General features: G+C 31.6%; 19 protein-coding genes and 2 tRNA genes. 9 read left to right on the forward strand and 12 right to left on the reverse strand.

Translation table 11 applies throughout. From position 1 onward, the window contains the following. Positions 1-290: 290 nt before the first annotated feature. Positions 291-1679 carry a hypothetical protein gene (locus AC1DCD_RS00840; protein ID WP_464639640.1) on the forward strand — a complete coding sequence of 463 codons (1389 nt, stop codon included), beginning with the start codon at positions 291-293 and terminating at the stop codon, positions 1677-1679. 6 nt (positions 1680-1685) lie between these two features. Next, complete coding sequence (locus AC1DCD_RS00845) at positions 1686-2201, forward strand: outer membrane beta-barrel protein (RefSeq protein ID WP_464639638.1); 516 nt, start codon at positions 1686-1688, stop codon at positions 2199-2201. 323 nt (positions 2202-2524) lie between these two features. Here AC1DCD_RS00845 and AC1DCD_RS00850 read toward each other — a convergent pair. The 6 genes from AC1DCD_RS00850 to AC1DCD_RS00875 all read right to left on the reverse strand — a co-directional run bounded on the left by AC1DCD_RS00850 (position 2525) and on the right by AC1DCD_RS00875 (position 6903). Beyond that, positions 2525-2606: transfer RNA gene (locus AC1DCD_RS00850), tRNA-Tyr, on the reverse strand. 6 nt (positions 2607-2612) lie between these two features. Then, positions 2613-2687: transfer RNA gene (locus AC1DCD_RS00855), tRNA-Val, on the reverse strand. Between the two features lie 405 nt (positions 2688-3092). Further along, entirely contained in the window at positions 3093-3419 is a 327-nt protein-coding gene (locus AC1DCD_RS00860) for a hypothetical protein (RefSeq protein ID WP_019036410.1), read from the reverse strand. A gap of 62 nt (positions 3420-3481) precedes the next feature. Further along, positions 3482-6064, reverse strand: a complete 2583-nt coding sequence (locus tag AC1DCD_RS00865) for a golvesin C-terminal-like domain-containing protein (RefSeq protein WP_464639636.1) — start codon at positions 6062-6064, stop codon at positions 3482-3484. A 3-nt stretch (positions 6065-6067) separates the two neighbouring features. Beyond that, positions 6068-6613 carry a 1-acyl-sn-glycerol-3-phosphate acyltransferase gene (locus AC1DCD_RS00870; protein WP_008448186.1) on the reverse strand — a complete coding sequence of 182 codons (546 nt, stop codon included), beginning with the start codon at positions 6611-6613 and terminating at the stop codon, positions 6068-6070. Positions 6614-6630: 17 nt separating this feature from the next. Then, entirely contained in the window at positions 6631-6903 is a 273-nt protein-coding gene (locus AC1DCD_RS00875) for a hypothetical protein (RefSeq protein WP_008448126.1), read from the reverse strand. 254 nt (positions 6904-7157) lie between these two features. Between AC1DCD_RS00875 and AC1DCD_RS00880 the strand changes: the two genes are divergently transcribed. Then, positions 7158-8801 (forward strand): diphosphate--fructose-6-phosphate 1-phosphotransferase, encoded by a 1644-nt coding sequence (locus AC1DCD_RS00880; RefSeq protein WP_008448175.1) that lies wholly within the window; start codon positions 7158-7160, stop codon positions 8799-8801. 141 nt (positions 8802-8942) lie between these two features. Then, on the forward strand, positions 8943-9797 hold the full coding sequence (locus tag AC1DCD_RS00885; protein WP_008448107.1) for a GH25 family lysozyme: 855 nt from the start codon (positions 8943-8945) through the stop codon (positions 9795-9797). Here the strand turns inward: AC1DCD_RS00885 and prmA are convergent. Beyond that, a complete protein-coding gene (prmA, locus tag AC1DCD_RS00890; protein ID WP_464639633.1) occupies positions 9754-10623 on the reverse strand; it encodes a 50S ribosomal protein L11 methyltransferase in 870 nt (289 codons plus the stop codon). The two genes, AC1DCD_RS00885 and prmA, sit on opposite strands and share 44 nt — an antisense overlap. A 178-nt stretch (positions 10624-10801) precedes the next feature. Here prmA and AC1DCD_RS00895 point away from each other — a divergent pair, with 178 nt between their 5' ends. Both AC1DCD_RS00895 and AC1DCD_RS00900 read left to right on the forward strand, forming a co-directional pair. After that, positions 10802-11740: a hypothetical protein gene (locus AC1DCD_RS00895; protein WP_464639631.1), complete on the forward strand. Its 939-nt coding sequence runs from the start codon at positions 10802-10804 to the stop codon at positions 11738-11740. A 110-nt stretch (positions 11741-11850) separates the two neighbouring features. Next, a complete protein-coding gene (locus tag AC1DCD_RS00900; protein ID WP_464639629.1) occupies positions 11851-13437 on the forward strand; it encodes a hemin receptor in 1587 nt (528 codons plus the stop codon). A 603-nt stretch (positions 13438-14040) separates the two neighbouring features. On the opposite strand, the gene AC1DCD_RS00905 is transcribed toward AC1DCD_RS00900, so the two are convergent. The 3 genes from AC1DCD_RS00905 to AC1DCD_RS00915 all read right to left on the reverse strand — a co-directional run bounded on the left by AC1DCD_RS00905 (position 14041) and on the right by AC1DCD_RS00915 (position 17932). Further along, the gene (locus AC1DCD_RS00905; protein ID WP_008448153.1) at positions 14041-14544 is read right to left on the reverse strand and encodes a MarR family winged helix-turn-helix transcriptional regulator; all 504 of its coding nucleotides are present in this window, start codon (positions 14542-14544) and stop codon (positions 14041-14043) included. A 250-nt stretch (positions 14545-14794) separates the two neighbouring features. Continuing rightward, complete coding sequence (gene lolA1, locus AC1DCD_RS00910; protein WP_464639627.1) at positions 14795-15409, reverse strand: outer membrane lipoprotein periplasmic chaperone LolA1; 615 nt, start codon at positions 15407-15409, stop codon at positions 14795-14797. 60 nt (positions 15410-15469) lie between these two features. Next, positions 15470-17932 (reverse strand): FtsK/SpoIIIE family DNA translocase, encoded by a 2463-nt coding sequence (locus tag AC1DCD_RS00915; protein ID WP_464639625.1) that lies wholly within the window; start codon positions 17930-17932, stop codon positions 15470-15472. 103 nt (positions 17933-18035) lie between these two features. Between AC1DCD_RS00915 and AC1DCD_RS00920 the strand changes: the two genes are divergently transcribed. Genes AC1DCD_RS00920 through tilS form a run of 3 tightly spaced genes read left to right on the forward strand, consistent with a single transcriptional unit; the run spans position 18036 to position 21286 of the window. Next, positions 18036-18698, forward strand: coding sequence for a 3'-5' exonuclease (locus AC1DCD_RS00920; protein WP_353585737.1), 663 nt, complete (start codon positions 18036-18038; stop codon positions 18696-18698). Positions 18699-18720: 22 nt separating this feature from the next. Further along, positions 18721-19926 carry a class I SAM-dependent rRNA methyltransferase gene (locus tag AC1DCD_RS00925; RefSeq protein WP_464639622.1) on the forward strand — a complete coding sequence of 402 codons (1206 nt, stop codon included), beginning with the start codon at positions 18721-18723 and terminating at the stop codon, positions 19924-19926. Further along, positions 19916-21286 (forward strand): tRNA lysidine(34) synthetase TilS, encoded by a 1371-nt coding sequence (gene tilS, locus AC1DCD_RS00930; RefSeq protein ID WP_019036424.1) that lies wholly within the window; start codon positions 19916-19918, stop codon positions 21284-21286. The genes AC1DCD_RS00925 and tilS overlap by 11 nt, the downstream gene beginning before the upstream one ends. 87 nt (positions 21287-21373) lie before the next feature. Here tilS and AC1DCD_RS00935 read toward each other — a convergent pair whose 3' ends face one another. Then, positions 21374-22333, reverse strand: coding sequence for a hypothetical protein (locus AC1DCD_RS00935; RefSeq protein WP_036856537.1), 960 nt, complete (start codon positions 22331-22333; stop codon positions 21374-21376). 13 nt (positions 22334-22346) lie between these two features. Next, complete coding sequence (locus AC1DCD_RS00940; protein ID WP_464639619.1) at positions 22347-24416, reverse strand: alpha amylase C-terminal domain-containing protein; 2070 nt, start codon at positions 24414-24416, stop codon at positions 22347-22349. Positions 24417-24427 lie beyond the last annotated feature (11 nt).

Consider the following 24427-nt stretch of genomic DNA (forward strand, 5'->3'; position numbering starts at 1 on the left):
AAAGTTGTGATTAAACTAAGCAAAGAATATAAGCTTATTATAGGGTAGTAGTATAGGTTAATAACTAAGTAACTAAAATAAAAAATATTTATTAAAAAAAATGATAAATATAAATGTTTAAAATAGGATCTTAAAGAATACAGGAAGTTTCTTTTTCTGGCAATAAAGACTATTTTATTTTTAGATATGTATAATTATGAAAAAATATTTTTAAAATTTTTACTTCTTTTCGAATATATACTTATTTTTTTATACCTTTGCGTTCTAAATTTTATAAAATTCATAAGCTTATGAGAGCAAAACTAATTTTAGGTGGAATACTATTGTTGTTATTTTCATCATGCTCAAATGATAATGTTCTACCATCATCTGTACCTAATGAAGATTCAAAGTCCTCAAAGACAGAGTTTGCAGCATTATTTAAATCTGATGACAAAGAAAGTCTTAAAAAAATTATCTTAGATACAGATCTACAAAAAGCAGCATTTACAAGAAGTGGTATTTCAAAAAACTATGTTTCTTTATTGGATGTAGTACAAAATGATGACCCTATTTTATCTGAATTTACAAAAAAAGAACAGAAATATATAAAAGAGAATCATCTTACGTACTATGACATATTTGACTACGAAGATTTTGTCCCTAACCAGAATTTTGCACGTTTACTAAATTCTAGAGGCGAAATTCAGGTAAAAGATTCTATTTATAAAATAACTCCTTATGGAACTCTTTCAACAAGTATTAATAACAGAGCTGAATTAGATATAGCAGCAAAGCAGCTTGAAAATGGAATTTTTGATAAAAACCATACAAACAATGTAAAGTTTAAATATTCATATAGCACTTTAAAAGAAGACGGGACTGTTACTCCAATAACAAGAACATCTATAGAAAATATTCCTTATAGCTCTTTTCCATCTTATAGAAGTGACAGTCACACTTTTGTAGGAAAAGTGTTAGGAGGTGTCTTTGGAGATCGTTCTGTTAAACATCATAATTTCATGAAAGGGTATCGAATAAAAGGATCTTTATATGATTATGACTATGGAGTTTATTCGGAAATCGGTGCATTTGTTGCATCACGGAAAAAACGTGGTGGCTTTTTTAAAAAGTTGAATGGCTGGAAGGGTACAAGAGCTGAAGAATTGACAATAATATATAGAGGTATTGTATTAGAATTAGATTTGAAAACACCTCAAATAAACTTTCCTAAAACTCCAACGATTTTTAATGATAACACAAGGTTGGATATAGCTGGATTAGAAAAAGCTGTACCTTGCATTGATATTTGCGGAATTGAAATAACCGATCAGCAGATAATGAAATTAGGCGGACAAGGACTGAAACAAGGTTTAAAAATGTTAAATAACATGGTTAATGAAAATATAAATCCCAATATTAGGGCTGTCCGTTTTTTTACTCCTAATAAAGTTTATATTGTTATCCTAGACAATCAGATAAACGAATATAATGTGGAACAAGTACGTAAAGTTTTTGATTCCCAGGTGAAATTTTTTATATCTTCTAGTATGATAAGCAATCCGCTTTCATTTAAGGCTCTTACTGATTTTATATCAGGTTTAAGAAGTCTTCCTATAAAACGAATGAAAGCAGGTCAAGTTATCTTAGCAGGAAAAATAAATGGAACTTGGGGTGGTATGAAAATATCTAAAAAATAATATAATATGAAGAATTTTTTTACATTACTTATGATGCTATGCTTTTCTTGTATGGCATTTGCTCAAAAGAGAACAGTTCAAATAGAAGCAGGTTTTACATATCCGATAGGATTAGAAAAAGATGGAAATACAGAAAGCCATTTAGGTCTTTATGTGAATGGTATATATAATTTTTCAAACAGTCCACTGAGTGCGAAACTTAGAATCAGTTTTGATAATTATACTGTGGTAATGAATGAATATAACAATTCGGCTGACGATGGAAGATCTTTAGTTGTATTACCATCTATAAACTATAATTTCCCGAAATCATCAAAAGTGGAATTTTATGCAGGTTTAGGTGCAGGAATTACTATTGATAATATGAATAGAGGGGTATTTAATGAAGGTAGAAAATGCTGTGCTGTGGTTGCACCTCAATTAGGAGTGAACATAATAAAACATTTTAACATTTCTGCTCAATATAACATTACACGTAAAGACTTTTCAAGGTTGATGATAGGTATAGGATATATTTTTTAGATTATCTTTATACAACATAAGAGGGTGTACCTTTTTGGTACACCCTCTTATGTTTATAGATTTATAAGTAATAATAAAATATATTAGCCTGTTTACAACTAAGTGAACTGCAGTTATAATATAGCTATTTAAGAAGATATATATTAACTGCTTATTTAGTGATTATTTTTTAATGTTTATATGCACTTGTAGTGATATCATAGATAATATTAGCGAAATAAAAAAAATAATTTCTATACTTGTTTATAAACAGCATACTCTATGTGTGTAACAAAGAATGTATAAAAAAAGAGTACTAATTTAAGATTAATACTCTTTTCATGTGGGTAGTGATGGATTCGAACCACCGAAGCAAGAAGCAGCAGATTTACAGTCTGCCCCATTTGGCCACTCTGGAAACTACCCTGTAAGTGGGCGTTGACGGATTCGAACCGCCGACCCTCTGCTTGTAAGGCAGATGCTCTAAACCAACTGAGCTAAACGCCCAAAGCGTTGTTCCTCTAAAACGCTTGCAAAGGTAATAAAAAAAATATACACACCAAAGTTTTTATATATAAAAAATAGACTTCTTGAAAAAATAGCAAAGTTTTAAGTAAAGACTGTTATATAGCATGATAGGAAGAATGGTAATAGAATAAATTAAATTGTAAATTGTGCCATTTATTTTTATTTAGAAAAATATTCTGAACTTTTTTCTTTCTTGCTATATTAATGTACGTCACGTACACTATTAGTGTAGCGTATATACACCATAAGTGTACATCACGTACAGTAGTAGTGTATGTGATGTACACTTATTAATAGAATTATTTTAATAAGATGAAAACTAATGTAATTAGAATATTATGTATAAACGTATTAACTGAGATTAAGATAATCCTGAAGTTTATTTTATATGGTTGTTTCTTGTGGATTTGTCTTTTCTCGTTCGTTTTCCCATACCTTATATAGTTTTATAAGATTGTTAAGCCCTAAAGCTTTCATATCGGTATTATATATAACATCTAAACATAGGTCGAGTAACTCATTATTATTACCTTGCTCTGTTTCTAAGAGACTACGAACGTTTAGTTTAAGACGGTTTAGAGTATCTTCATCTACTATGCCTGTTGAGCCTATTAAGTCTTTAAAAAGAGCATACTTTTCTATTACTTCAAGGTGAGTATCTTTTATTATGATACTTCTTGTTCCACTTAAATTTGCCTGAATTTTATGCATAACTTTGTTTTATTAGTTAAGGTAAATATTTTATAATATATTTTTTTACGTAATTAGATTTATTATAATAACAGGTATGTTAAGACTTCTTTCATTATCTGATTTCTAATAGTAGCATCTTTTATACAGTCTAAAGGAAAAGCCATAATAAAGGTACGGTAATCATTTCCTTTATAAGCTACAGCAGCATAATTACCATCTGCGTACATCATAAAAGGTTTAGACTGATTATTAGCTGGCATAATATTGTCAGGATTATAAGCTCCATAGTGATAGGCATTAATAGTACGATATATGTCAAACTTTTTCCCAAAGCCATTTATCAAAGAAGAGCTATTATTAAGGTTGCTACCTGCAAATGTTATTTTCAGATTATGAGATAACCAACTTTTTTCTTCTTCAGTTTTCATATCTGACGAAATGTAAGCACCATTTACAAAAATTCTGCCATTATGTTGTAGATAATTACTTATTTGATGTTGCATTTCTGGAGTAAAGGTTTTATAATATAATAGACTGTACCCATCATCTTTTTCAAGACCAAGTGCAAAATCTATAGCATCATAGTTAATAAGGCGTACTCTATCTTTTTCTACAGCTCTTTTTGAGCAGCTCACAATATTATATTTACCTACAGAAGCTATTGCTTCTGCATGTGTGCGAACATAGTCGAAATCATTACCAGCAATAATATTACCCACTAACTCTTCTCCGCCAAATCCTAAGGCATTTGCTCCTTCTTGACCTAAATATTTAGTATTAAAAACAGTTTGCTGCCCACTCCAGCCTATAGTTTTACCATAAGTAATGCCTGGATCACTCTTTATATCAAACCCCTGTGCATCTGTAGAGTCGATAACAGCAGGCGATGATAAGCGATTGAAGCCATTTATAATAAGTATTGTTTTGTCGGCATTAGGATTATAGTAGGTAGATAACACTTCTGTAGGAAAACTTTCCCCTCCACTATTACAAGCAGTTATACGAAAATGATAAATCTTATAAGGTTGTAATTCTACATCATAATAAGTATTTTTTATATTAATACCATTGTTAAAATCTCCTTTACCAACTGCCGTATATATATTATAAGAGGTTGGGGTAGAGGTAGGTTCACAAGGGTCTTTAACAATGTTCCACTGTAACCGTACTTTCTTCTTATTGATAAATTTTATGCGAAATAAAGAGGGGGTAAGTGGTTGTACAGTGTAAGATGTATTATGCATCATAGCCTCATACCGTAGTATAGTCTTATAAATAGATCGAGCTATGATAAATTTAAAATTAGGATCTTGTCCTAATCTCATATCATTAAAGTTTTGGTGTGATAACGTTTCAAGGATCATTGATGGCACTTTAGGTAAACGTGTTTCGCTATAATTGCGATCGTATATGTAACGTGTATTCCAATTGATATGTAACGACTGGTCTATATCCTTCTTTATGTTATATATCATCTCTTCTGCAAGTGTTTTTGATACGCTGCGAGCCAGACTCTTACCTATATACTTATCGCCTTCTTGTGTTGTACATATTCCTAAAGAGCCTACATAGTTACCTTTAGGAGCAGTACCGGCATCGCTATGAATAGCTAAAGACAAATCGATAGGTACTTTTTCTCCTTCACCAGGTATATAAGATGATCCAGCAGCTAACCAGTTAGTCATTAGAGATCGTACATTTATATCATCTTTATAATCGTTCTTTCCATTACTTTTGCTAACAATTTCCCATGGTGCACCTGCCCATTGTGCATAATAGCGAGCTCCTTCTAAACATCTTGGTAAACCGCTTGTCTTACCTTCACGCTCTATATTACCCATGCCTCCACCAAAGCGTACAGCGTCAGCTGTAACTATGCCATGATGTGAACTATGATTTGTAAGTACTACAGAATTGAGCATACTACTGCCTGCATCAAAATTAAAAGTGCCTAAGTAGACCCACGTGCCTCCTCCCATTTTTTGATTCACTTTGAAGTGAGTTTCTTCTCCTTTATGGAACACTATATATTCGGCATCATCTATACTTTTTTTGTGTGTTTGATAGCTTACATAAACAGCATATTGCCCTGCTTCTTTAAAAGTAGGCTGATATACAATAGAACTTAGTTTGCTATTGCGCTTGCGAGCTTTTGCCTTTCTGGCTGTGCCAGCTTTAAAAGGATTTTCGCCATCTTGATAATTACCTTCATGAAAAGCGAAGCCACATTTAGAACAATCTTCCCATTTTTTTTTACCATTAATCTCATGATAACCTCCTTCTGGACTATCATTATCAACAATTACTTCATTTATTTGCCAATCGCGCTCACGAGGTGTAAATACTACAGCTCCTGCATTTTGAAGCATTGGTAAGAGATATGGTACAACTATAGTAGGTGTGAACAAATCCTCTGTAGTAGAAAAAAGTATAGGGCGTTGCCATCTCCATTTGCTTTTTTCAATATCGTAATATCTTCCGTGCGAAGCCCATACAGCAATATGCCTGTTAGCTAAGCCATTAGATATAATATTAGGTTTAGATATATTTTCTACCCATGGAGCACCTTTATATTCGTATTTCCCCCAAATAGTGTCATTTTGAGCTTTCGAAAAAATACTTATTAAGGTAATAAACAAGGAAAACAGAAGTTTTTTATTCATATACTAAATGTCTCCAACTGTAAATTTTTCGGGATTTTTGCCTTTGAAATTTTTAAAGTATTGTTTTATTTCTTTCATTTGTTCGTCAATATTCCCATTAGGTATAATCATCTTATTGCAATAAATTGTTTTTGATTGGTAATCTAAAGCATATAAAATAATAGGAATATTAGCTTTAAGAGCAATATAATAGAATCCTTTTTTCCACTCTGCATTTATAGAGCGCGTTCCCTCGGGCGTGATACATAATTGGAAATTAGGCGTATGGCTGGCTAAAGAAGCAAGTTGATCTGTCATGCTGCAATGCTTGTTACGCCATACAGGAATACCTCCCATTTTCTTAAAGATTATTCCTAAGGGACCAACAAACCATTCTTTTTTCATTAAGAAATTGCTTTTTAAGCCTTCAGAGCAAGCAAATAGTTTACCAATAATAAAATCCCAGTTGCTTGTATGTGGAGCTAAGCATATAATACACTTCTTTGGCTGTGGAATGCTAACTAACTTCTTCCAACCTAATAGTTTATATAATATAAATCGCGATAACATTAATAAAGCTAAGTATTTTAATAAAGATTGTTTATGTGATCTATAATTTCGTTAGTTTCTTTATTTAGTTTTTCTTTTAAATCTTTGAAATATAATTTTACAGGCATACCAGGTTCTATATGAGATATGCGGCGAATATAGTTATCACGAATAGTAACTATAGAAGATAATAAAGCATTTATTTCTTCGGAATTGCTGTTAGTACCATAAAGTGAAGCTGCCATACATTCAGCAAATAAATCACTTGTTATGTAGTTAATAATACGTTTTAAATCTCTTTTATTACTCATAATTTTACCCTTTCTTTATAAAAAACTATGCCAAAGATAAGCAAAAATTACAATAAAGTGCATAATTTGCAAGAAAAAACCTCTTAATTTTATTTTTTAGTAGTTCTTAAAATAATTTTAAAAGCAAATAATGAAAAGTAATATTATGAAATAATATTTGTAAAAAATCTGCTTTGTCTTTAATAATCACAGAAAAAACAGTACTTTTGCACAAGAAAGAAATTTTTAAAATCCAAATTTAAAATAAATCATTTATGGAAATTAGTGCATTGCAAAAGGAAAGAGCAAACTATCAGCCAAAGTTACCAATTGCTTTACAAGGTGCAGTAAAAGTAAAAGAAGGAGCTTTAACACAAAGTGTAGACAATCAGGAAGACATTAAGAAATTGTTTCCTAACACTTATGGTATGCCCCTTGTAGAGTTTGAACCAGCTACAGAATTTAATAATGCCAAAATGAATGTAGGCGTAATATTATCTGGTGGTCAGGCTCCTGGTGGTCATAATGTCATATCAGGTCTTTTTGATGAGATTAAAAAGCTAAATCCAGAAAATCGTCTTTTTGGCTTTTTAATGGGTCCTGGAGGCTTAGTAGACCATAAATACTTGGAAATAACAGCAGAAAACCTGCAAGCATATCGTAATACAGGTGGTTTTGATATGATAGGTTCTGGGCGTACTAAATTAGAAAAGGAAGAGCAATTTGAGAAAGGATTGGAGATTATCCGTAAGTTAGATATAAAAGCTATAGTAATAATAGGTGGTGATGACTCTAACACTAATGCTTGTGTTCTTGCAGAATATTATGCAGCAAAGAAATATGGAGTACAAGTAATTGGTTGTCCTAAAACAATTGATGGCGATTTGAAAAATGATCAGATCGAAACTTCTTTTGGGTTTGACACAGCTACAAAGACTTATTCTGAGCTAATTGGTAATATTGAGCGTGATTGTAATTCTGCACGTAAATATTGGCATTTTATAAAATTAATGGGACGTTCTGCATCGCATATCGCATTGGAGTGTGCGTTACAGACACAACCTAACATCTGCCTTATATCAGAAGAGGTTGAAGCTAAGGACATGTCTTTAAATGCTATAGTAGAAGATATAGCAAAAACTGTAGCTTATCGTGCTAATCAGGGGAATAACTTTGGAGTAGTACTTATCCCAGAGGGTTTGATAGAGTTTATACCTTCTATAGGGCGTTTGATACAAGAATTAAATGACTTACTTGCTGCACACGGAGATGAATACTTAAATCTTGATAAGGTGGCACAGCGTGAATATATCTTAGCACACTTATCATCTGAAAATAAGTCTACATTTGAAACTTTACCAGAAGGGGTTGCACGCCAGTTATCATTAGATCGTGATCCTCATGGAAATGTACAAGTTTCATTGATAGAAACGGAAAAATTGATATCAGAGATGGTAGGAGTAAAGCTTGAACAGTGGAAAAAAGAAGGTAAATATAATGGTAAGTTCTCTCCACTTCACCATTTCTTTGGTTATGAAGGTCGTTGCGCTGCTCCTTCTAATTTTGATGCAGATTATTGTTATGCATTAGGTTCTTCTGCCGCACAACTTATTGCTAATGGTAAAACTGGCTATATGGCTATAGTTAAGAATACCATTGCAGGAACAGATAAGTGGCTTGCAGGAGGTGTGCCTATAACAATGATGATGAATATGGAGAAACGTAATGGTGAGATGAAACCTGTAATACGCAAAGCTCTTGTAGAGCTTAATGGGGCTCCTTTCAAAGCTTTTGTAGCACAACGTGAAAAATGGGCTAAAGAAACTTGTTATGTTTACCCTGGTCCTATACAGTATTGGGGTGCTTCGTCTGTTTGTGATATAACAACAAAGACTTTATTTCTTGAGCAAAATAAGTAATAAGCATATATAATTAAAGAAGAATAGGGTAAGGGTAGCTTGTTTATTCTATTCTTCTTTTTTTTATTTTAGTAATTCTACGTTTACATGTTTTAGTAAGAAAAAACATCAAATAGAAACATATATAATTAAAATCATATAATGGCAAAAGAAGCATCTTTTTTTTTTCGCCGATTAAAGTATTTTCTAAAATCTCGTTCTTTATTAGAGAAATGGTGTTTTGGAATAATAATATGTGTGCTTTACTGTACCTTTATATATGTTTACATAGTATCTCCTACAGGATTTCGTTGGCGAGCTATATATGGCGAGCCTAATTACCCTAAAGGATATAATATACATGGTATTGATATTAGTAGATATCAGGGTAATATTAATTGGAATCGTTTACATAATGCTCTTATAGATACATATCCTGTTCGTTTTATCTTTATAAAATCAACAGAGGGTGATAGCTATATGGATCCTAATTTTAGATCTAATTTTTTTGAAGCAAAAGAAAATGGTTTTTTGCGTGGAGTATATCATTATTGGAGTAATAATGTTCAGCCTCGTAGGCAGGCTTATTTTTTCTTAGCAATGGTAAAACTTCTACCTGGTGATTTCCCTCCCATATTAGATGTTGAAAATAAGCCTAAAGATATGACAATACAAGATTTTCAGCAAAACATTCTAACATGGTTACATATAGTAGAAGATAGATATCATGTAAAACCTATTTTATATACTTATTATAAGTTTAAACAACAATACCTTAGTGATCAGCGTTTTGATGATTACCCTTATTGGATAGCTCATTATTATGTTAGTCAAATGGAGTATAAAGGAGAATGGAAAATATGGCAGCATACTGATGCAGGCAGGTTACCAGGTATAAAAGGATATGTGGATTTAGATATTTATAATGGAAGTTATTATGATATGCAACAAATGTTAATACCTGAGTATTCTTCTACAGATTCTTCTGAAATATCAGACAGCACCAATTATCCTTAACACTGCGTTCTGTTTCGACAAGTTTTAAGCTGTTAGCTTTTTCCTTTAAAAGGTTAGCATCATCTTCATAGAAACCACTTAATATAACCTTACCTCCACATTTTAAGATATTAGAAAAAGCACTTAAATCTTCCATTAAAATATTACGATTGATATTAGCGAGAACTAAATCGAACAAACCATCTATTTTTGAAAGTATTTTTTTATCTCCCTTGTGTACATTTATTTTTACATCATTTATCTCAGCATTATGTATAGCATTTTTCACACTCCACTCATCAATATCATATCCAAACACTTCTGTCGCTCCACATTTTGCACTTATTATTCCCAATATTCCTGTTCCGCAGCCACAATCAAGCACACGCTTATCTTTTAAATTTAGGTCAATAAGTTTTTCTACAATCATTTGTGTTGTTTCGTGATTACCTGTTCCAAATGCTTGCTTAGCATCTATATAAATATTAATAGGAAATTTTTCTTTAACTTGCCATTTTTGTGGGATGTTTGTAGTATTAAAGCAAGAAATAATGCATTTATTTTTTATTACAATTGGTTCGAAACCATTATTTTCCCATACTTCGTTCCAATCTTTATCTTCAACATCTTTTACATCAATGCTTATGTTTGTTTCTTCTAAAGGGAAAGTAGATAGAGCTTTCTTTAGTCTGTCTTCATCATAATATTCCTTCTGACAATAACCTATCAATAAGTTACTCTCATCAGTAAAAGATTCAAAACCACAGTCCCCAGCAATAGCTGTAACTAAATCACGAGTAGTCTGATTATCAGGATATATTGTAAAAATAGCTTGAATGTATTTCATTGTTTGTTAATTATATACTGCAAATATATAAAAAATAGGTAGAAACATATCATAGATTGAGAAAAATAAGTATATTTGCATAAGTTTAAAACAGATTATTGCTATATAAAACAACAACAAATAAAATAAGATATTTATAAAAATAGTACTAACAGAATAAAAATAAGGAGGGAATAAGATGAGAAAGAATATAATTATCTTAGCAATTATGAGCTTTATGCCTATATTTGCTGTGGCTCAAGATGATATGTATATTTATAAACAGAATGATGTAGATAAATATAATAAATCTATAAAAGAATATTCAGCTTATTATAGTGGTATTGATAAAAGCAATGAAGATTATAATCGTCATGGCAAATTAAGAAAAACTTTCAATGTTATAGGTCAAGACTCTTTGGGTAATGATATTATCCAATATATAAGAAATGGGAGAACAGGTCGAAGTGTAGTAGTAGATACACTATATGGCGATTATATGCGCAATTTTAATTATGATAATGATGATTTTGCTTATAGTCGTCGTATGAGCCGTTTTGATGATTATTATGGTAGCTATTATGATCCATGGTTAGATATAGATTATTATGATCCTTTCTATTATGATGTTCGTTGGAGATATAATAGTCCTTTCCGTCGTGGTTGGTATGATCCTTGGTATAACACTTATTATACGCGTTGGTATAACTCACCTTATATTTATGATGGCTGGTATGACCCTTATTATGGTTATTATAGATGGGGTGGAGTATATCCTTACTATGGCTATGGCAGTGGATACTATTATGGCATTCCTTATTATAGTGGTTTCTATACTTATAAAGGTCATACAGGTACTGCTAATCATTGGGGAGGTAGAAGGAGTTATAATCAAACTATTCGTAACTATGATAATAGCAATGTTCGTACCTTTAGTAATGAACAACGCTCATTTGGTGATAGGTATAGAACCTTCAATGAGAATTTTGGAGGAAATCGTGGAAACTTTGAAAGCTCACGTCCAAACTATTCATTTCCTTCTTCGCAACCTCAGAGTGGAACGTTTAACGGAGGAAGTTTTGGAGGCTCAGGTAATGGCAGCTTTAATAGAGGAAACAACTTTGGTGGCCATCGATAAAGGCTATCATATAGTGTAAATAACTTTTTATTAATAGCATTTTATTATTCAATAAGAAAATGTTATATTTTATGTGGAAAATATTTGTTAAATTGTAAATTGAGAGCAGTATGAAAAAAAAATATTATTTATTTGCTGTAACTTTATTGGCAGCAATGTCTATGAAAGCACAAGAAACTTATCAAAACGCCAGGCTTATAACTCAAGACCTTAATGGAACTGCTCGCTATGTCGGTATGGGTGGCGCTCTTGAGGCTCTTGGCGCAGATATTTCTACCATAAGTAGTAATCCTGCTGGTATAGGTGTTTTTCGTAGTAGCAAAATAAGTATGAGCACAGGTTTTATAGTACAAGAAAACTATAAAGATTTTTATGATAATAAGAATGTTCATGCCAGCTTTGACCAGATAGGAGGAGTATTCTCTATCCGAACAGGTGGAAGATCTTTCCTTAATTTTGGTTTTAATTATCATAAAGGGCGTAATTTTAATTATGTATTAAATGCTGCTAACGAGCTTAAAGAAGCTTCGCTTAACAAACAGTCTTTTGCCAAAGGAATGTTAGGTAGTGAAGATGAAGGGGGCTTTTCTGTAGGTGCAAGCAACAATGGCGTTTATAATGGATATATAAATGGCAATTCCGATAAACAAGCATTAACTTTTGATCAGCTTGACTACTTAAATTACAATACTATAATAACCGATAAAACTGATGGTAAGTTTTATGACTATAGAGGGAAGTCATTCGACTTTTATCGTGATAATGTAGGTTATACGAGCAATTATGATTTTAATATTAGTGGGAACATTAATGATCGCCTATATTGGGGTATAACATTAGGGGTAAAAGGTGTTCATTATAAAGGGTATAATGAATATAAGGAAGAGCTTATTGATGGGAATAGTAATATTTCTTATAATAATAAGAAGACAATAACTGGCTCTGGGTTTGATGCAAGTGTTGGTATTATTGTACGTCCTATAGATGAATCTCCTTTCCGTGTAGGAGCATATATAAAGACACCTACTCGGTATGATTTGACAGTAGGTAACTATACTGAGGTAAATACTAATAATTCACGTGCAGTAAATAAAACTTATTCTATTAATAATTCTTATTCTTTTAAGTTATTCAGCCCATGGAAGTTTGGTGTATCTCTTGGGCATACCATTGGTAACTATATGGCTCTTGGTGCTACTTATGAGTATGAGGATTATTCAACTATAGATACTCGTATTAATAATGGAGGGTATTATGACTGGTATTATAATGAATTTGTAGAAACTTCTGTTCCTGATGGTAAAATGAATAATCATACTAAACGCACTCTTAAAGGTGTAAGTACCTTAAAGTTTGGTGCAGAATTTAGACCTACAGGAATTGTAGCTATACGTTTAGGTTATAATTATTTGACATCTGCATATAGAAACAATGGGCAGAAAGATCCTACATTAGCATCTTTGGGCAATAGTTATTCTTCTGAAGCAGACTTTACTAATTGGAAGGATATTAATCGTTTCACTTTTGGCTTAGGCTTTAAAATAAAGAAATTTAATATAGATCTTGCTTATCAATATAGTTTGCAAAAAGGAAACTTTTATCCTTTTTCTAATATAGAAAAATCTAATGTTATTGCACCAACAGAAGTAGCTAATAATCGTAGCCAGCTATTATTAACTTTGAGTTATCATTTATAAGATAAATTGCATAATTACAAGATTACAACATATTTAGACATCTCAAATAAAATAAACAGATTTCTATTATAGTTGTTTTCTTGTTTTTATATGTAAGGTTACATAATAAAGCTGATGCTTTTGTGTGCTATAAAGATAAGAGATAAATTATATTTCCTTGTAAGCAAGATAATATCTAAAAACAGATAATTTTATAGTAAGTATTTAGATATGATACACATATCTTTCAGAATAATGCTTACGCTTTATAAAACAGTTTGAACTTATTATTATAGTAGCTTTTATTATATAAAAAATATGTAACTTTACTCTTATAACATATAAGGTAAATAAATAACAGTTATGTCGAAGAATGTAAAAAAAATAGGGTTAATAGCAATTATTTTAGGCTTACTTTGTTTTATTGTCCATATATTGCTTAATTATCATGGTAATAGTTTTCTATTTGTAGGAATAATTCTTATATTTGTTGGTACATTTTCTTATGTAAAAGGGTGGAAAGGTTAATGGTATATTATATATAATAGTTTCATAAAAAGAAAATATTATATCAATAAATGATAAAACTTACATAATAATCTGTTTATATATTTTATTACTCTCTTATATTTCAGACTGTTTATTATTATTTTTTATTTCAGTCTTTATTTTAAGTTCTTCTAATTTCCTTTTATGAAGTTGCTCTATAAGTATATCTAAGCTATTAATAAGTTCCTCAATATCATTGGTTTGAAATTTATCTGAAGATAATTTATCTATCATGCAATGAGGAATATTTTTAGCTTTCTCCTCAAGCTCCTTACCTTTTTTTGTTAGAAAGATAAAAGTCTCTCTTCCATCTTTTTTTCCTTTTCTGCGATTTACAAATCCTTCTTCTTTCATTCTTTTAAGTAATGGTGTCATTGTATTAGAATCTAGTTCTAACCGATGCGATATCTCCATGACTTTTTGACAGTCTTTTTCCCATAACACCATCATAACAAGATATTGTGGATAGGTAAGTCCTATTTCATCTAATAAAGAATAGTATGCTTGAGTAATTAGACGACTTGCAGTATATAGTCTGAAACAGAGTTGGTTTTTTAATTTAAGAAGTTCGTATGCCATTATATTTGTTTTATTATTATTTAAATATAGATAAAAAATATGAGTAATTGCTGTTAGAGAACATATATCATTTGATTAATATACATTGATGTTTTATTTTATTTTTCTCAATATAAAAGTTTCTAAAGTAACATCACTCTTTTGTTGTAATCATGCTAACTTGACAACTTCTAATATAATCTTACAGTATGTCATGCCTAAATATAAAACAATGATAAATATAGTTTTAACTTTTATAGTAAATGAAAATTTATCTCATATCTACTATTTCTGCCTTTGGATATAATTTTTTATTAAATTTAAAAATAGCATCATTGAGTTTCTTTGTTTTAATACGTATTATTTTAATAATAGTCCATTTTCCTCCTTTACGCATTTTTACTTGTTTTAGCTGATTTGACATACTTAAAGTTATATATGCTTCAGACACGCTACGCTTCTTATTTTGAGCTAGCATATGTATTACTTTTTGATTACCAGTTATAGTCATAGATAGCATATAACCATTTTTATATATATTGATAAAGCTATATGGGTTTATTGATAATCGTTGAGCTTCTGTAGGATTAAAAACGCTTACCTCATTTGTTGATTTTGTGTAAGCCCATTGTGTTTTACCATCAAACCATACTGAAACTAATGGCGTTATAGCCATAAACTTGTTACCTTTTATAGCTAAATTGCCAGATGTACCTCCTCCTATATCTGATTTTGATATAGAAAAGTACACTTGTAAACCTTCTTTATTATTTATGATAGCAGTGGCCTTATCTAAGCATATCTTTGCTTGTTTAGAATTTTGTGAATATAGCCCACTACTAAACATTAGTATAACAAAAAGAAAAAAGCATCTTATAATTTTCATTGTATTTTTATTAAAAAGTTTGATATTGTTTTTATATAATATATTATTTTATTTAATAAGTTAATGATGACGTAATGTTGTCAGTAATGCTTCTAATGAATTTTCATCACTAATAAGAACTTCTCGTGGTTTAGATCCTTGTGCAGCTCCCACTATGCCAGCACTTTCCAATTGATCCATTAAGCGTCCTGCTCTATTATATCCTATAGAGAAGCGGCGCTGTATCATACTGGTAGAACCTTGCTGGGTTACAACTATAGTACGTGCAGCATCTTCAAAAAGAGGATCAACATTATTTGTATCCAATCCTTCTGCGTTACTATTATCATCTTCTGATATAGGTTCAGGTATTTCGAGAGGGTGTATAGGACCAGGCTGATTAGCTATAAATTTGTTGACTTTATCTACTTCTATTGTATCAACAAAAGCACATTGTACACGAACAGGTTCCCCACCATTAAGATAGAGCATATCTCCTCTACCTACTAATTGTTGAGCACCTGGACGATCAAGAATAGTACGCGAGTCGATCATTGAACCTACTCGGAAAGCTATTCGTCCAGGAAAATTAGCTTTGATATTACCTGTTATAATTGTTGCTGTAGGACGTTGAGTTGCTATAATCATATGAATACCAACGGCACGAGCTAATTGTGCGATACGTGTAATAGGCATTTCTATCTCACGACCAGATGTTAATATAAGATCTCCAAACTCATCAATAATAACTACTATATATGGCATAAATTTATGCCCTTCTTCTGGATTTAGATGATGATTTAAAAACTTATTGTTATATTCCTTTAAGTTTCTAGCTCCTGCAGCTTTAAGCATATCATAGCGCTCATCCATAAGAACACAAAGACCTTTTAATGTTTTTACGACCTTTTTTACATCAGTAATAATAGGCTCGTCTTCATTTTCATCAATGGCTGCCATAAAAGATTTAGCGATAGGTGAATAAACACTAAATTCAACTTTCTTAGGGTCAACAAGAACTATTTTTAACTCGTTTGGATGCTTCTTATATAACAATGAAGTTATAATAGCATTTAAGCCAACCGACTTACCTTGTCCGGTAGCACCTGCTACTAAAAGATGAGGAATTTTTGCAAGATCTACCATGAAAACATCATTGGTAATAGTTCTTCCTAAAGCTATTGGCAGATCCATGTTCGACTCTTGAAATTTCTTAGAATTTAATATAGAGAACATTGAAACGATGCTTGGCTTAGCATTCGGCACCTCTATACCAATAGTCCCCTTACCTGGCATAGGCGCTATAATACGAATACCAATAGCAGCTAAGCTAAGTGCTATATCATCTTCTAAATTTTTAATTTTAGATATTCGTATACCTTGAGCTGGAGTAATTTCATATAATGTAATGGTTGGACCTACTGTTGCACGTATACTTCTAATCTGTACACCAAAATCATTTAAAACCTTAATAATCCTATTTTTATTTGCTTCTAACTCGTCTTTACCAACATAGTTTATATGCGTGTCAGAATCATATTCCTTAAGTAGATTTAGGGTAGGATATTTCCATTTAGTAAATGGTTCGCGAGGATTTATAGGAGTATTTATATCTGTAGAGTTTGCTACTATCGGGCTATTAGCTTTTTCTTCTGCCTTGGCAATTTTTACTTCTAATCCAATATCACCTCTTACATTTTCTTTGTTTATAGGTTTTTTGATTATACTTTCAGAAATATTTCCTTGAGCAGCTGTATTAGGTATAGTAAGCTCAACATACTCTTTTTTATTAGTATCAGTAGAGTCATTACAATATATTTCTTCATTAGAAAGAGGGGAGTCGTTTATAAGAGTTTCTTCCGTATTAGAAATAGTTCCCTTATCTTTGTTTACTACAGTAAATTTAACCTTATCACGTAAATAACCAATAGGATTAATAATCCTTCTTATAACAGTGATAGTTTCAGATGTAAGATAAGTAAGAAATGCTACTAAAACTATTACCAAAAGAACGATTAATCCGGGAGTTCCTACAAAATTTTCTATAAAGTGAACACTATAAGCTCCATGATCACCTCCTGGGTTAAATATCTGATTATTCATTAATGGCGTAAGAAATTTGGCAAAAGTAATAGATAACCAAATCATGCAAAGAGCCATACCTAAAAACCATTTCCAAAGATTTACGTTTTTATATGCTCCTATCATTTTTACGCCACATAAGGTTATAAATGCGGGTATAAAGAAAGCAGGTATACCAAAGCACCTTGATATGAAAAAGTAAGATATCATTGCGCCTAAGGATCCACATATATTTTGAAACTCTTGTCCTGTATTTTTTAGCTCTCCTGGACGAAGATCTGTTACAAGGCTTTGATCTGCCTGACCTGTAGAAAAATAGCTGAAGAATGCAAAACAAATATAAATGGCTAGTAAAACAAGCAACAATCCTATTATAAGCCCTGTTTTATCGTTAAAAATACTCTTTACCCCTAAAGCTTCTATAAAAGTCTTTGATGTACGTTCTGTCTTCTTTCTTACCATTCCATTTTCTATATTTTATCCTTGCAAAATTAATAATTTAGAGCCATATACATCTATGTTCTCGTAGTTTTTTTTTAAATTTGCACACAGAAAGCGTATAAAAATGAGATCTATTATTTATAGTAATTTTGATAAGAAAAAAATAAACAACCTTCCACGGGTTATATTTCCTGGTAAAATACAAGTTATAGAAACAGCTGATGCTGCTTCTGTCGCAGTAAACTATCTACTACAAAAAAAGATTCTTGGTATTGATACCGAGACTCGTCCATCATTTAAAAAAGGTAGAAGTCATAAGGTTGCTTTGTTACAAGTATCTACTCATAAAGAATGCTTTCTTTTTCGATTGAACATTATAGGCATGACAGATAGCATTATTAGTTTGTTAGAAGATATTACTATTCCTAAGGTAGGCATATCTTTACATGATGATTTTCATATGCTACACAAAAGGATAAGTTTTAATCCTGGCTATTTTATTGATTTACAAGATTGTGTAAAAGATATTGGAATAAATGATTTAAGTTTGCAAAAGATATATGCTAATATATTTGGGAAAAAGATAGTAAAGCGTGAACAATTAACCAATTGGGAGAATATTGAGCTAACTGATAAGCAAAAACAATATGCATCAATAGATGCATGGGCTTGCATTAATCTTTATGAAAGAATAAAAGAGCTAAAGCAAACAGGTGATTACAATCTTATAAAAAATGATATAATATGTTCTGACTTACAAAAAGAAAAGTTAGAAGATAAAAAATAATAAGAGCAAACTAAAAATAAGTATGTATAAAAAGGTTTACTTAAAAAAAGGTAAAGAGGATAGTCTTCTTCGCTTCCATCCTTGGATTTTTTCAGGAGCTATAAAAACGATGGAAGAAGAAATAAAAGAAGGAGAGGTAGTTTGCGTGTTAAATAATCAAGGCAAATTCATAGCTATAGGACATTATCAGGTAGGATCCATAGCTATACGTGTTCTGTCTTTCGAAGAAGTCTACATTAATGAATCTTTTTATGAAAATAGATTATTTTCGGCTTTTGAAGCACGCAAGGCTATAGGAATAATAAATAAAACTACCCCAAAAAGCATAGCAAAAAATAGTAATACTACTTTTCGTCTTGTCCACGGCGAAGGGGATAATCTTCCTGGATTAATCATTGACATATATGGTAATACAGCAGTTATGCAAGCTCACTCTGTAGGAATGCATGTAGATCGCCATCTTATTACTAATGCTTTAATTAGCATTATGGGAGATAACCTAAATAGTGTTTACTATAAAAGTGAAACAACTCTACCTTACAAGGCTAATTTGGGTCAGGAAGATGGATTTATTTATGGTTATACAGATAATAATATAGCAATAGAAAATGGATTACTTTTTCATATTGATTGGATAAAAGGACAGAAAACTGGCTTTTTTATAGATCAGCGTGAGAATCGCAAGTTGTTAGAATTTTATTCTAAAGATCGTAGCGTCTTAAACATGTTCTGTTATACTGGTGGGTTTTCGGTCTATGCGATGAGAGGAGGGGCAAAGGAAGTACACTCTGTTGATAGTTCAGCTAAGGCTATAGAGTTAACTAATAAAAATATAGAACTAAATTTCCCTAAAGATAAGCGTCATGCTGCCTTTTGTGAAGATGCCTTCAAATATTTAGATGAACATGACGATAAGTATGATTTAATTATATTAGACCCACCAGCTTTTGCTAAACATAGAAATGCTTTAAAAAATGCTTTGCGTGGTTATACCCGTTTAAATCTAAAAGGATTTGAAAAAATAAAAAAGAAAGGTATACTTTTTACTTTTAGCTGTTCTCAAGCAGTAACTAAAGATTATTTCCGTCAAGCTGTTTTTACTGCAGCTGCACAAGCAGGGCGTAAGGTGCGTATTCTACATCAGCTTCATCAGCCAGCTGACCATCCTATCAATATATATCATCCAGAAGGAGAATATCTTAAAGGATTAGTATTATATGTTGAATAAAGTTAAGAAATTTATAGCCAAATATCAGCTATTAAATAAAGAAAAATGTTATTTGGTAGCTCTTTCAGGAGGAGCTGATAGTGTATCTCTATTACTGGTATTACACCAATTAGGTTATAAAATAAATGCTGTTCATTGTAATTTCAAACTTCGTGGTGAGGAAAGCTATCGTGATGAACAGTTTTGTATTGATTTATGTAATAGACATGATATCCCACTAAAGCGCATTCATTTCGATACAACAGAATATGCTTCTCTTAGAAAAATAAGTATTGAAATGGCTGCGCGTGAACTTCGTTATACTTATTTCGAACAATTACGAAAGAGTATTAATGCAGAAGGCGTCTGTGTTGGACATCATCAAGAAGATTCTGTAGAAACTATTTTGCTTAATCTTACTCGTGGAACGGGTATACATGGGCTAACAGGAATAGCACCTCGTAACGGAAATGTAATAAGACCGTTACTTAGCTGTACACGTAAAGATATAGAAACATTTATCATTGGCGAAGGTGAACACTATGTTACTGATAGTAGTAATCTTGTATCTAATGTAGTACGTAATAAATTACGTCTTCTGGTGATACCGTTATTAAAAGAAATTAATCCTTCTGTACAAGCATCTATTGCACAAACAGCACAATATCTCTCAGAAGCTGGAACGGTAGCCGATGATGCTCTTTTGCGTTATTTTGATAAGTTTGGCATCTCACACAGCAAACTTTACACATATGGCTCTTTGTCCATACCTTTAAAAGTGATTACTGAATTCCCATCAAAAAAATATTTTTTATTTGAACTACTTTCGCCATTAGGTTTCAACTCTGAGCAAATAAGCTCTATTTCCGATTTTAAGAAGAATATGGTAGGAAATCTTTGGCAAAGTGAAAAATATGAAATAACTTTAGATTCTTTTTCTCTTATTGTACGTAAAAAAGAATTACATGCAGATATAAATAAGCTATTACCGGAAACAGGATTATATATAATTGATAAAAATCGCTCTATACAAATTACATATATAGATAATAAAACCATAAAAAAAACAGATCTTAGTAAAGAGCCTTGTACTGTATATATAGATGCTGATAACATAACATTCCCCCTTGTTTTGCGAAATATAACACAAGGAGATAGGTTTATGCCTTTTGGAATGGATAAATCAAAATTGATTAGTGACTATCTTACTAATATGAAAAGAAATCGTTTTGAGAAATCTGATCAACTTCTACTTACCGATGTCACTGGAAAACCACTTTGGTTAGTAGGTCTACGTACAGACAATAGAGTAAGATATACTAATATATCAACCAAAGTTTTAAGAATAAAGTACTTAGAAAAAACGCATGAAACAACATAAAACACAGTATATTATCTAAGGCATCTTGTTTTTCTTTATAAAGCACCTATTCTTTTAGATTAGAGCTGTTATATAAATAAGCCAATATTATTTATTAAAATAATATTGGTAATAGCTATCATGAGGATATGGCGGGGAAGGAATACTATCTTTTAAATGTAATGAATAAATACGTACAGCTTCCTTATAGTAGCGAGGTAAAACACTTTTTGAAGGATAATACTGTGGGAGATAGCGGATAAATTGAGAGAGATTACGGTCTAATAAAAAACCCATTAGCTGATAATTAGCAGACAGTCGTGTGTTTTTTAATATTATGCTATCTGGCTGTAAGTAAGAATGCACATAAAGAGGACGCATAACATGGCTACCACCCACTAAAGGGTAGCTAAACAAGTGGTTTGTAAGCTTATTGCTACGAGCAGCAGCATATATTGTAAGCATAGATATTACAGAGTCTGTATGTGATAAGGTCTTTACCACAGATAAAGCTTTAGTATATTGACGTTGATCTATTAAATGTTCTATTTTTGCTCGTTTATGGAAATAAGGATCATTATTTGAAAAATAACCAACAAAAAAAAATAAAAGAAACAAAATAAATAGATTTCTCCACATACTTTGTGAAAATACCCCTATGTTGCGTTGTTGCTGTGCATACGGTTCGTAACGTTTAACAAAGAAAACTATAAAAATATATATAGGAAACAATATCAACAATATCCACCACCATTGACTAATAGCGAAATTATTATATTCTACATCTGATCGAATACTACTTATAAGAGATAGTAAAACGATAGGAGGGAAGTAAGTTAAAGCGAATACTCTGTTTGGTATTTTTACAAAAACATCAATACTATTTTGTAGCAGTTGTAGAATAACTGTTATTAAGATAGCACCTACTATTGGATTATAAAAAGTTTTACCATGCGAAGCAATATGCTGTGTTACCGTCATTACATCTACTTGATAAAAGAACAAGAAACAGAAACTAAATGAGCAAAAAAACACAGCACTAATAAAGCGCAATAACTTACTTTCCATTAATATATATTAATTATTTCTTTCTTAAAACTACTGCACTACGAGCAGGCAGATATAGTTTCACCCAACCTTTTTTATCTTTTTTATAAAGAGGATCTTCTATTGTAAAATGCTCTATGCTATCATCTGTTAATCCAAATCCTCCAAAATCCTTATTATCTGTGTTTAAAACAACATTGTAAGATCCTTCAGGAACTAAAAACCCATAATCTGTAAATGATTTATTAGGTGAAAAATTAAAAACAAATAGTAGCTCGCCACGCATAAAAGCAAGTATTTGATCTTCATCGTTATGCCATATTTCTTTCACTGCACTATCTATTAGCTTCTTTTCACTCTTAACAACTTCAAGCATTCTCTTATCAAAATCGCCTAAATATTTATAGTTAAGATCTTTATTATCTACTAAGCTCCATTGGCGTCGTGCATACTTATAGCTCCAATTATTTCCTTCGCGTGGGAAATCTATCCATTCTGGATGACCAAATTCATTACCCATAAAGTTTAAATAGCCGCCATTTATAGCTGCTATTGTAGCTAAACGGATCATTTTATGTAAAGCTATACCGCGGTGTGCTACTTCGTTTTCATCTCCTATTTTAAAATGCCAATACATGTCAGCATCTATAAGACGGAAGATAATAGTTTTATCTCCAACTAAAGCCTGATCATGCGATTCGCAGTAAGAGATAACCTTTTCATCTATACGTCTGTTTTTAATTTCCCAAAAGATAGATGAAGGCTTCCATTTTTCATCAGGTAATTCCTTTATAGTCTTTATCCAGTAATCGGGAATATTCATTGCCATACGATAATCAAACCCATAACCACCATCTTTTACTTTAGCTGCTAATCCAGGCATACCAGAAACCTCTTCTGCTATTGTTATTGCTTTTTTATTTACCTCATGAATAAGTAAGTTAGCAAGTGTTAGATAACAAATGGCATTATCATCTTGATGACCATTAAAATAGTTACTATAATTTGTAAAGGCCTCACCTAAGCCATGACTATAATAAAGCATAGAGGTAACGCCATCAAAGCGAAATCCATCGAAATGATATTCCTCTAACCAGTATTTACAGTTAGAAAGCAAGAAATGAATAACTTCATTTTTACCATAATCAAAGCAAAGAGAATCCCAAGCTGGGTGTTCATGACGATCGCCAGTATAAAAGAACTGATTCGGATCACCAGCATAGTTGCCTAAACCTTCTATCTCGTTTTTTACAGCATGCGAATGAACAATGTCCATTATAACAGCTATACCTTTTCTATGTGCCTCATCAATAAGCTGCTTCAACTCTTCAGGAGTTCCAAAGCGCGAACTTGGTGCAAAAAATGAGCTCACATGATAACCAAAACTGCCATAATAAGGATGTTCTTGTATAGCCATTATTTGGATTGCATTATAACCGTCTTCTACAATACGTGGAAGAATATTTTCTCTAAACTCATTATACGAGCCTACACCTTCTTTTTCTTGCGCCATACCTATATGACATTCATAGATAAGTAGGGGTGATGTTTTTGGTGTAAATACCTTTTTCTTCCATTTGTATGTAGTTTCAGGATCCCACACCTGCGCTGAAAAAATGTGTGTGTTCTCATCTTGCACTACACGTTGTGCCCATGCAGGAATACGTTCTCCTTCGCCACCGTCCCATTCTATAATGAGCTTATATAGCTGTCCATGTTTTAATGCTGTTAAAGGTAGCTTAAGTTCCCAGTTGTTAGTACCCTTAATACGTTTTACTTTATATTTAGATGATTTTTTCCAATTATTAAAATCACCAATAAGATAGATAGCTTTAGCATTTGGAGCCCAGTCCCGAAATATCCATTCTGAATCGGTTTTGTGCAAACCAAAGTACTTATGGCCACTGGCAAAGTCAGATAAAGAATTATTGGTAAATTTAGTTAACTCCTCTTTCTTATTTAAAATAAAGTTATGCCTATTAGAAATAATAGTCTCATACTCTTTCAAGAAAGGGTCATGCTCTACTATTCCTATGTGTTTTACTATGTTTTTCTTCGTAACTTTTGGTTTTGAAGTAGTAGTTTGGTTTGTTTGCTTTTCCATAAAATAGAAGT

Source organism: Prevotella sp. C0209C1 (assembly GCF_056583855.1).

Excerpts from the sequence above, each read along its gene's own strand:
- AC1DCD_RS00870 (WP_008448186.1), bottom strand. The coding sequence starts at position 6,613 with ATGTTATCGCGATTTATATTATATAAACTATTAGGTTGGAAGAAGTTA.
- AC1DCD_RS00925 (WP_464639622.1), top strand. The coding sequence starts at position 18,721 with ATGTATAAAAAGGTTTACTTAAAAAAAGGTAAAGAGGATAGTCTTCTT.
- AC1DCD_RS00865 (WP_464639636.1), bottom strand. The coding sequence starts at position 6,064 with ATGAATAAAAAACTTCTGTTTTCCTTGTTTATTACCTTAATAAGTATT.
- AC1DCD_RS00880 (WP_008448175.1), top strand. The coding sequence starts at position 7,158 with ATGGAAATTAGTGCATTGCAAAAGGAAAGAGCAAACTATCAGCCAAAG.
- AC1DCD_RS00920 (WP_353585737.1), top strand. The coding sequence starts at position 18,036 with ATGAGATCTATTATTTATAGTAATTTTGATAAGAAAAAAATAAACAAC.
- AC1DCD_RS00885 (WP_008448107.1), top strand. The coding sequence starts at position 8,943 with ATGGCAAAAGAAGCATCTTTTTTTTTTCGCCGATTAAAGTATTTTCTA.
- prmA (WP_464639633.1), bottom strand. The coding sequence starts at position 10,623 with ATGAAATACATTCAAGCTATTTTTACAATATATCCTGATAATCAGACT.
- AC1DCD_RS00875 (WP_008448126.1), bottom strand. The coding sequence starts at position 6,903 with ATGAGTAATAAAAGAGATTTAAAACGTATTATTAACTACATAACAAGT.
- AC1DCD_RS00840 (WP_464639640.1), top strand. The coding sequence starts at position 291 with ATGAGAGCAAAACTAATTTTAGGTGGAATACTATTGTTGTTATTTTCA.
- AC1DCD_RS00900 (WP_464639629.1), top strand. The coding sequence starts at position 11,851 with ATGAAAAAAAAATATTATTTATTTGCTGTAACTTTATTGGCAGCAATG.
- AC1DCD_RS00935 (WP_036856537.1), bottom strand. The coding sequence starts at position 22,333 with ATGGAAAGTAAGTTATTGCGCTTTATTAGTGCTGTGTTTTTTTGCTCA.
- AC1DCD_RS00940 (WP_464639619.1), bottom strand. The coding sequence starts at position 24,416 with ATGGAAAAGCAAACAAACCAAACTACTACTTCAAAACCAAAAGTTACG.
- AC1DCD_RS00860 (WP_019036410.1), bottom strand. The coding sequence starts at position 3,419 with ATGCATAAAATTCAGGCAAATTTAAGTGGAACAAGAAGTATCATAATA.
- AC1DCD_RS00895 (WP_464639631.1), top strand. The coding sequence starts at position 10,802 with ATGAGAAAGAATATAATTATCTTAGCAATTATGAGCTTTATGCCTATA.
- tilS (WP_019036424.1), top strand. The coding sequence starts at position 19,916 with ATGTTGAATAAAGTTAAGAAATTTATAGCCAAATATCAGCTATTAAAT.
- lolA1 (WP_464639627.1), bottom strand. The coding sequence starts at position 15,409 with ATGAAAATTATAAGATGCTTTTTTCTTTTTGTTATACTAATGTTTAGT.
- AC1DCD_RS00905 (WP_008448153.1), bottom strand. The coding sequence starts at position 14,544 with ATGGCATACGAACTTCTTAAATTAAAAAACCAACTCTGTTTCAGACTA.
- AC1DCD_RS00845 (WP_464639638.1), top strand. The coding sequence starts at position 1,686 with ATGAAGAATTTTTTTACATTACTTATGATGCTATGCTTTTCTTGTATG.
- AC1DCD_RS00915 (WP_464639625.1), bottom strand. The coding sequence starts at position 17,932 with ATGGTAAGAAAGAAGACAGAACGTACATCAAAGACTTTTATAGAAGCT.